At 66.1% G+C, this 7,543-nt stretch carries 8 protein-coding genes and 2 pseudogenes; 5 read left to right on the plus strand and 5 right to left on the minus strand.

What is annotated here, in order from left to right; all coding sequences use genetic code 11:
- Positions 1-139, minus strand: a pseudogene (locus WBF82_RS05160) (primosomal protein); the annotation flags it as partial.
- 50 nt (positions 140-189) lie between these two features.
- Positions 190-1,092, minus strand: coding sequence for an alkaline phosphatase family protein (locus tag WBF82_RS05165; protein WP_424382017.1), 903 nt, complete (start codon positions 1,090-1,092; stop codon positions 190-192).
- A 203-nt stretch (positions 1,093-1,295) separates the two neighbouring features.
- Here WBF82_RS05165 and WBF82_RS05170 point away from each other — a divergent pair, with 203 nt between their 5' ends.
- Together WBF82_RS05170 and upp are read left to right on the plus strand one after the other, a co-directional pair.
- Positions 1,296-2,678: a PE-PPE domain-containing protein gene (locus WBF82_RS05170; RefSeq protein WP_424382018.1), complete on the plus strand. Its 1,383-nt coding sequence runs from the start codon at positions 1,296-1,298 to the stop codon at positions 2,676-2,678.
- Between the two features lie 29 nt (positions 2,679-2,707).
- Positions 2,708-3,331 carry a uracil phosphoribosyltransferase gene (gene upp / locus WBF82_RS05175; RefSeq protein WP_424382019.1) on the plus strand — a complete coding sequence of 208 codons (624 nt, stop codon included), beginning with the start codon at positions 2,708-2,710 and terminating at the stop codon, positions 3,329-3,331.
- A gap of 1 nt (position 3,332) precedes the next feature.
- On the opposite strand, the gene WBF82_RS05180 is transcribed toward upp, so the two are convergent.
- The 3 genes from WBF82_RS05180 to WBF82_RS05190 are packed head-to-tail and all read right to left on the minus strand — an operon-like array spanning position 3,333 to position 6,126.
- Positions 3,333-4,910: a phospho-sugar mutase gene (locus WBF82_RS05180; protein ID WP_424382020.1), complete on the minus strand. Its 1,578-nt coding sequence runs from the start codon at positions 4,908-4,910 to the stop codon at positions 3,333-3,335.
- Positions 4,907-5,713, minus strand: coding sequence for a purine-nucleoside phosphorylase (locus tag WBF82_RS05185; protein ID WP_424382021.1), 807 nt, complete (start codon positions 5,711-5,713; stop codon positions 4,907-4,909). Before WBF82_RS05185 ends, WBF82_RS05180 begins: the two co-directional genes overlap by 4 nt.
- Positions 5,714-5,724: 11 nt before the next feature.
- Positions 5,725-6,126 (minus strand): MarR family winged helix-turn-helix transcriptional regulator, encoded by a 402-nt coding sequence (locus WBF82_RS05190; RefSeq protein ID WP_424382024.1) that lies wholly within the window; start codon positions 6,124-6,126, stop codon positions 5,725-5,727.
- 87 nt (positions 6,127-6,213) lie between these two features.
- Between WBF82_RS05190 and WBF82_RS05195 the strand changes: the two genes are divergently transcribed.
- The 3 genes and pseudogenes from WBF82_RS05195 to WBF82_RS05205 form a co-directional block, all read left to right on the plus strand.
- Entirely contained in the window at positions 6,214-6,852 is a 639-nt protein-coding gene (locus tag WBF82_RS05195; protein WP_424382022.1) for a TIGR03086 family metal-binding protein, read from the plus strand.
- Positions 6,852-7,307 (plus strand): hypothetical protein, encoded by a 456-nt coding sequence (locus WBF82_RS05200; RefSeq protein WP_424382023.1) that lies wholly within the window; start codon positions 6,852-6,854, stop codon positions 7,305-7,307. Before WBF82_RS05195 ends, WBF82_RS05200 begins: the two co-directional genes overlap by 1 nt.
- 32 nt (positions 7,308-7,339) lie before the next feature.
- A pseudogene (locus tag WBF82_RS05205) lies at positions 7,340-7,543 on the plus strand (amidohydrolase); the annotation flags it as partial.

A 7,543-nucleotide genomic window follows, 5' to 3' on the forward strand; every position in this document is an offset into this window, starting at 1 on the left:
TCTCAAAGCCGTACAGGTCCTCATCCTTACCAAGAAACGCCTCCCACTCGTCACCCGCATCGCGCCAGCGGGGCGCCCACAGCGTGTAGCGGTCACCGTCGGTCAGGCTCAAGCGGATCGGCACGAGGTCAGCAGCCATGCGGCACACAATAGCGACGGGCCGCGCTGCCGCCGGACCCCAGCCCGCGGTTAGCCGCCCCAGATGTCGGTGATAGCGGGCGCTCTGGCGGCAAGGCCGAGCTTCGGCAGCCCGTACATCTCCTCGAGCGTGGACAACACGTTGTAGTGGCTGATGGTCTCGGTGTAGGTACCCGGCCTGACGTTCGCTCCATAGATCACCGTGGGAATTTGATTCCGCGAGCTGTTGTCGTCCTCGTCCCACGTCAGGATCAGCAAGCTGTTGTTGGCTTTCGCCCATTCCGCGTACCGCGCCAGGTTCTGATACAGCCACGCGTCGCCCTGGGCGATCGAGCCGTCGTGCATGTCATTGTCGAGGTTGGGGGTGACGAATGCGACCGTCGGCAGGCCGGCGTAGTTCGCTGGGGCAGGAAAGGCGGAAAACGGCAGCGAGTAGTTGGCCGGGATGTTGCTGAAGCTGACCCAGGGCACGTGTTTGCGCGCGTACTTCCCCGCCTTGCATTCCGTCGAACCGACCGCGGGCAAGCTCTCTGCGAAGCCCACGAATGTGTGGCCGGTGGCGAGCAATTGCGAGCCGAGGTTGGGCGTGTTGCCCGCGTTGACCGGGCAGACGTTGTCGTTGACGAGCGTGTTGCCGGCGAACAAGGCGTAGTAGTTGGGTTCGCTGGGGTGCACCTCGGCGAAGGACTGCGCCATCATTGCGCCGTTGGCGGCCAGCTGGTTGATATAGGGCGCGGCCTTGTTTCCGATGATGTTGTTTTGCGAGCGATTTTCTTCCACCACGACGACGACGTGCGCGGGGGTCGGAACCGAGGCCGCCTTGACGTCCACGGGACCGGTTTCATGGATTTGATGGGTTGGCGGCCACGACATCAACGCAGTGGCAACCGCCAGGACGCCGAATAGGCTGACCGCCCGATATCGTTTGCCGCTTCGCCATGGTCGGCGCCGCATGGCGGGAGTATATGGTTCCTGCTCCCGCGCATTGGCACACGTATACGCGTGTCGAGCGGGGAAGCGCGGCAAACAAATTTGCGAATCGCGTCATGACGGATGCCCGAACAAGACATGATGTTTGCCAATCGCCCGGCCGGGGAGGATCGAGCGCGATCCATCACTGAAATTCTCGGCTGGCGGCTTACGGCTGGGAGGTCGCGATGTCAAATTCGAGGTTGCGGTCTTTCGCGATCGCCTGCGCCGCCGTCACGGGCGCGATGTCGATAGGAATGTGGGCCTTCCCGTCGGAGATGAAGGCGATCGTCGCCGAAGCCAAGCTTCTGGCCAACGAAGGCTGGATCATGGGCGGCACCGGCGTCCCGACACCGGACCAAAACTACATCGACTCAGTCGAATCGCTTTACCTCAGCCAGTTCAGCAACTACGCCTTCCAGGGCCTGACCACGCCGGAGCAGTTTTGCCCGATCATCTGCAATCCCAGCCAGCCTGATCTGACCTTCGGCGACTCGGTCAATCAGGGCGTGATCGACTTGAACAGCGTGATCGTCCCGGCGCTGCAGGGCGGAAACAACGTAGCGGTGCTCGGCTACTCGCAGAGCGCCACCGTCGCCACCGTGGAGATGAACAATCTGCTCAACAACACTCCGCCCGGAGTGGACCTGAGCCATTTGAATTTCGTGCTGCTGGGCGACCCCAATAGCCCGATCGGCGGGATCCTCGACCGCTTCCCGTTCCCCGACGGCGTCGGCGCTTTCAGTTTGAGCCCTGAGCCGCAACACGTTCCGTTCCTCGGTATCCCGCTGGGCTTGGCCGACACCCCGACCACCGGGATCGCGAGCGACATCTACACCGGCGAATACGACGGCTGGGCCAACTTCCCCGAGGACCCCAGCAACCTCTTCGCCGACATCAACGCGCTCATCGGCATACAGACCGTGCACCCGTTCTATCCGGACCCGACTCCCGGCGTGAACCTGGACACCACCAACATGGTTGACCTCGGGACGATCGGCAGCGCCCACTTCTACGACATCCCTGCACCGCTGCCCACGCTGGCGTTCATGTTCGACGGGGGACCCGCCGGACAGTTCTTCTACGATTTCTTTTCTCCGTCTGCGATCTTGTCCGACGACTGGGCCTACGGGAACCCAGGCGATCCGGGCGCCGGCTTCGCAGTCAATGGCGTCGACCCGATCGGTGTCGCCGGCCCCTGGGAAGTTGATGCGACCGGCCAGTTAGTGGCCTCCGGCGCCGACGGGTTCATCCCGAAGATGGATCCGCTACAGATGCTGGCCGGCATGGAGTATGCCGGGGTGCAGTCGTTCGTCGGCCCGATCGACGACCTTCTGAAAGATGCCGGGCAGGCGCCGCTGTCGCAATCGGTTGTCGACTCGCTGCTGTCGGGCTATGACGCCACGAACCAACTGGACGCGTCGCTGCTGACCTCGTGGATGGATGCGACGGCGAGCATCCCGTCGCTGGCGCCGGACGCCATCTTGAACGGCGCGCCCCTGATCTCCGGGCAGCCGCTGATCGACCTCGTTGGCTACGGTTTCGACATCTTCAACTTCTTCGGCGCCTAACGGCCCGCGGCGTCGTAGGGTCAAACTTCGTGGATGTCCATGTCGTTGACCACCCGCTGGCGACGGCCCGGCTGACCGCACTGCGCGACGAGCAGACCGATAATGCAACGTTTCGCGCCGCGTTGCGCGATCTGACCCTGATGCTGGTCTACGAGGCCACTCGGGACGCGCCCAGCCAGGCGGTCGCCGTGCGCACCCCGCTGGCCGAGACAGCGGGCACCCGATTGGCGAAACCGCCGCTGCTGGTGGCGGTTTTGCGAGCCGGACTGGGCATGGTCGATGCGGCGCTCACTCTGATACCAGAGGCCCGGGTGGGGTTCGTCGGCGTCGCCCGCGACGAGCAGACCGCTTTGGCCACACCATATTTGGAATCGCTGCCCGAGGATCTGCACGCTCAGCCGGTGCTGGCTCTCGACCCGATGCTGGCTACCGGCGGTTCGATGATCCACGCCATCGAGTGCCTGCAGCGCCGCGGCGCCGACGACATCACGGTGCTGTGTGTGGTGGTGGCCCCGGAAGGCATTGCGGCGCTGGAGAAAGCAGCCCCCGACGCCCGGGTGTTCACGGCGGCGGTCGATGACGGCCTCAACGAGGTTATGTACATCGTCCCTGGCCTCGGCGACGCCGGCGACCGCCAGTTCGGGCCGCGCTGACCTACCAATGCTGCACCGACGACGCTAGGTCGTCGCACAACGCGGTGGCTCGCTGACGGGCGCCGGAGCGAACTTCGATGTAAAACTTCAGCTTCGGCTCGGTTCCCGACGGCCGCACCACGACTCGCGCCGACGTGTCAGCGTCGCCGCCAGTGAAGATCAGCGCGTCAGTTTGGGGTAGCAGATCCGTTGTGGTCGAGGCGAATCCGGCCAGGTGAGTGGGTGGCGATGCGCGCAATCGGCGCATTAGTTCGGTTGCCTCGTCGGCGTCGGCCACCACCCGTGGCACGGCGGCGCCGACATGCACGCCGAACCGGCGGGCCAGGTCATCCAGCGCGTCGAGCACCGAGCGGCCTTGCCGTTTCAGCGTTGCCACCAGATCGCAGGCGAGCACGGCGGCGCTGATGCCGTCCTTATCGCGGACCGCGGCCGGGTCGACGCAGTGCCCGATCGCCTCCTCGTACGCGTAGATCAACGTCGTGCCGGGCAGGTCGGCATCGGCGCGGGCCAGCCACTTGAACCCGGTCAGGGTCTCCACGTGGCGCGCGCCCCAGTGCTCAGCGATCGCAGACAGCATCCGCGATGACACCACGGTGCTGGCCACCACACTGCTGGCGAGTTCGCCCGAGTCGGTCCGGGCCAGAATGAAATCGCCTAGCAGCCAACCGGTCTCGTCACCGGATAACATCCGCCAGCCCGTCGGTGTGGGTATGCCCACGGCGCATCGATCCGCGTCGGGATCCAGCGCGATCGCGATGTCGGCATCGATGCCGTTGGCCAGCGCCACCAGCGCATCCGTCGCACCAGGCTCTTCGGGATTGGGGAAGGCGACGGTCGGGAAATCCGGATCGGGACCGAACTGGCTGGCGACGGTATGCACGTCGGAAAAGCCGGCGCGTCGCAGCGTTTCGACGACCACCGCGCCGCCCACGCCGTGCAGCGCCGTCAGCGCCACCCGGAGCGGACCCGACGAGCGCCCGACCCGGGCGGCCCGCTCGATATAGCGCTCGACCAGATTGGCGTCGGCGGGTTCGATGTGCGCCCTGGCTATTTCGTCAGCGAACGGGGCGACGGCCATCGCGGCTTCGATCTCGTGGTCGGTAGGGGAGACGATCTGGATTCCGCCGCCGAGATAGACCTTGTAGCCATTGTCGGTCGGTGGATTGTGTGATGCGGTGATCTGAATACCCGCCGCTGCGCCGGTGTGTCGTACGGCGAACGCGACCACCGGAGTGGGTACCGGATGCGGAAGCAGCATGGGCGAAAACCCCTCGGCGGCAAGCACTTCAGCCGCTGCCACCGCGAAGGGGGCCGAGCCGTGCCGGGCGTCGCGCCCGACGATCACCGTCGAGCCGCGGAGGCCGCGGTCGGTGAGCACCTTTGCCACCGCCCAGGTGGCACGCAACACCACAGCGAGGTTCATCGCATCCGGGCCACCTCGCACGGGGCCGCGCAGTCCCGCGGTGCCGAATGTCAGCGGCCGGGCGAACCGCGCGGCGAGTTCGGCCGGAGCGCAGCGGGCGAGGTCGGCGGCCGTCACCGGGTCGGGGTCGTGCGCGATCCAATCCTCCGGTGTCACAGCCGGGTGACCACGTCCGCCAGCAGAGCACCCATCCGCGTCGCCGAGGCAGCGCCCGCCGCGAGTACCTCGACGTGGCTCAGTGGTTCGCCGGTTATCCCGGCCGCCATATTCGTCACCAGCGACACGCCCAGCACCTCGGCGCCGGCGGCCCGTGCCGCGATCGTCTCGTGCACGGTCGACATCCCGACCAGGTCGGCGCCCAGCGTCCGCAACATCCGAATCTCCGCGGGCGTCTCGTACTGCGGTCCGGGCAGCCCGGCGTAGACGCCTTCGGCCAGTGCCGGGTCGACCTCGCGGGCCAGCGCCCGTAGCCGCGGCGCGTACGCGTCAACCATGTCGACGAAGTGCGCTCCGATCAGGGGAGACCGCGCGGTCAGGTTCAGCTGGTCGCTGATCAGCACCGGCTGGCCCACCTCGAGGTCCTCACGCACTGCGCCGGCTGCGTTGGTGAGTACGACGACGCGCGCGCCAGCGGCGCACGCCGCCCGTACCGGATGCACGACGTGCAGCAGGTCATGGCCTTCGTAGGCGTGCAGGCGACCAGCCAGCACCAGCACGCGGTGCGCACCGACACCCACTGACAGCACCTGACCGGTGTGGCCGACCGCGGTCGGTGGAGTGAAGCCGGGCAATTCGGCCATCGGCAGCACCGCGGTCGCCGAGCCCAGTGCGGCGACCGCCGGGGCCCAACCCGACCCCAGCACGATCGCGACGTCATGTTCGGCGGTCCCTGTGCCGTCCGCGATGAACCTTGCGGCCCGTCGCGCGAGCGCGTCAGGGTCGGACGGACCGTCAGTCACAGTCGGGCAGCCTAATCGGACAACGTTGCGCCAAAGGTGAGTTGGCGCAGTGCACGCAGAAAGACGTCTCGATCGCTGGCCGATAGCTGCCCGAGCCAATGCTCCTCCCCACGCTGGATGGCCACCTGCACCGTGTCTTTGATGGACCGGCCCGACTCTGTGATCGCCAGCAGGCGCGCGCGGCGGTCGTCGGGATCGGGAATCCGTTCGATGTAACCCTGCTGCTGCAACTCGTCGAGTGTGGGAATGATGCGTGTCTTGTCGGCGCCGATCGCCTCGGCGAGTGCCGCTTGAGTGCGGATCGGCGAACGATCCAGGGCGCTGAGAACGATGTAGCCCCACATCGACAGGCCGTGCGCTGCCAGCACTGGCTGCTCGGCAGCCACGGTTTGCTGAGCCAGCTGCACCAGCATCGCCGCGAGGTCGGGCCGCGTCGCCTTTCGCACCACCTCTCGATAATAAGGGTTGACATATGATCTACATACACATATGATATGCGTATGCATATAAATCAAGATGTTCGGCCGTTGCATCGGGTTGCCGTGCTGGCCTCTGTTGACGTGGTCTCGGTCGTCACCACCGACGACTTATCAAAGGTGACGCCATGTGTGGGATGGAGTCTTGCTGACCTGCTCACTCACATGACGGTCCAGCATCTCGGCTTTGCCGCTGCCGCCCGCGGTCACGGAGCCGACCTGGCGATATGGCAACCCGACACCGTCGCCGAAGCGGTGGCAGCCGACCCAGCAGGCACCTATTCGGCGGCAGCCACCACGGTGCTAGACGCGTTCGCCGGCGCCGATGTGCTCGATGCGCCGTTCGCGCTACCGGAGTTTGGGCCCGGCGCAACCGTCCCGGGCTCGATGGCGATCGGTTTTCACTACGTGGACTACGTCGTGCACGGCTGGGATGTGGCCCGCGCGATGGGTCAGCCCTTCGAGCTTCCCGGCGACGTTGTGTCTGCCGCAGTGCCGTTGGCCCTCGCGGTGCCCGACGGAGACTTCCGCACCGCGGAAAGCGCGGTGTTTGGCCCGGCGATCCCGGCCGTCCCGTCCCAGGAACCGACCAACGACCTCGACCGCGTCCTCGCTTATCTCGGCCGCTCCCCGCAGTGGCAACCCCCCGTCGCGGCGGCATGATGACGACAACATCCGTCGGGGCCATCACCGGTCAGCCGCCCATCGCGCCTGACAGCGGCATCATCAGCACGGACTGGCTGCCCGGCCCGTCCGAGGGGAGCCAGTCCCCGGTCGTGGTGAGCTTCACCGACTTTCATTCCGATTCCGAAGAGGACTGGCAACAGATCGCGGTTGTGGGCATGAAGCTGGCGGAGAGTTGGCCGATTATGCGGGGTGCGGTCGGACTTTGGCTGTGGGGCAAGCAGGTTGAGTGGCGCGGCGGATCGCTGGCGGTTTGGGAAAGCCACGCGGATTTGCGCCGTTTCATCCGCTGGCCCGCCCACGTCGCCATCACGAACACCTGGCGGGGACGAATACGAGTGCTATCCGCCACCTGGGATGACGAGCGATTTGTCCCGGCGCAGGTGTGGCTTCGCGCCGAGGAGCACATGCGCGTTGCGCGCGACACGTTGTGATTGCCGGTGATCGTCGGTGAGATACTGCGAGGATGGCCTCAATCCCGGTGTTGGATCGCGTCGAAGACGCGGTGCGGCGCCGTGGCATGGACCTGGTCGAACTATCCCACGCGATCCACGCCGAACCGGAGTTGGCGTTCGCTGAGCACCGCAGTTGTGCCAAGACGCAGGCATTGGTCGCTGAGCGAGGTTTTGAGATCACCGAGGCCGCCGGCGGACTCGACACGGCTTTCCGC

The sequence above is a fragment of the Mycobacterium sp. genome, assembly GCF_049673265.1.
In the GTDB taxonomy this organism is placed as follows: Bacteria; Actinomycetota; Actinomycetes; order Mycobacteriales; family Mycobacteriaceae; genus Mycobacterium.

Bases quoted from the DNA above. Each gene is read 5' to 3' on its own strand.
- WBF82_RS05165 (WP_424382017.1), bottom strand. From the start codon at position 1,092: ATGCGGCGCCGACCATGGCGAAGCGGCAAACGATATCGGGCGGTCAGC.
- WBF82_RS05170 (WP_424382018.1), top strand. From the start codon at position 1,296: ATGTCAAATTCGAGGTTGCGGTCTTTCGCGATCGCCTGCGCCGCCGTC.
- WBF82_RS05190 (WP_424382024.1), bottom strand. From the start codon at position 6,126: ATGCTGGTGCAGCTGGCTCAGCAAACCGTGGCTGCCGAGCAGCCAGTG.
- WBF82_RS05195 (WP_424382022.1), top strand. From the start codon at position 6,214: ATGCATATAAATCAAGATGTTCGGCCGTTGCATCGGGTTGCCGTGCTG.
- WBF82_RS05200 (WP_424382023.1), top strand. From the start codon at position 6,852: ATGACGACAACATCCGTCGGGGCCATCACCGGTCAGCCGCCCATCGCG.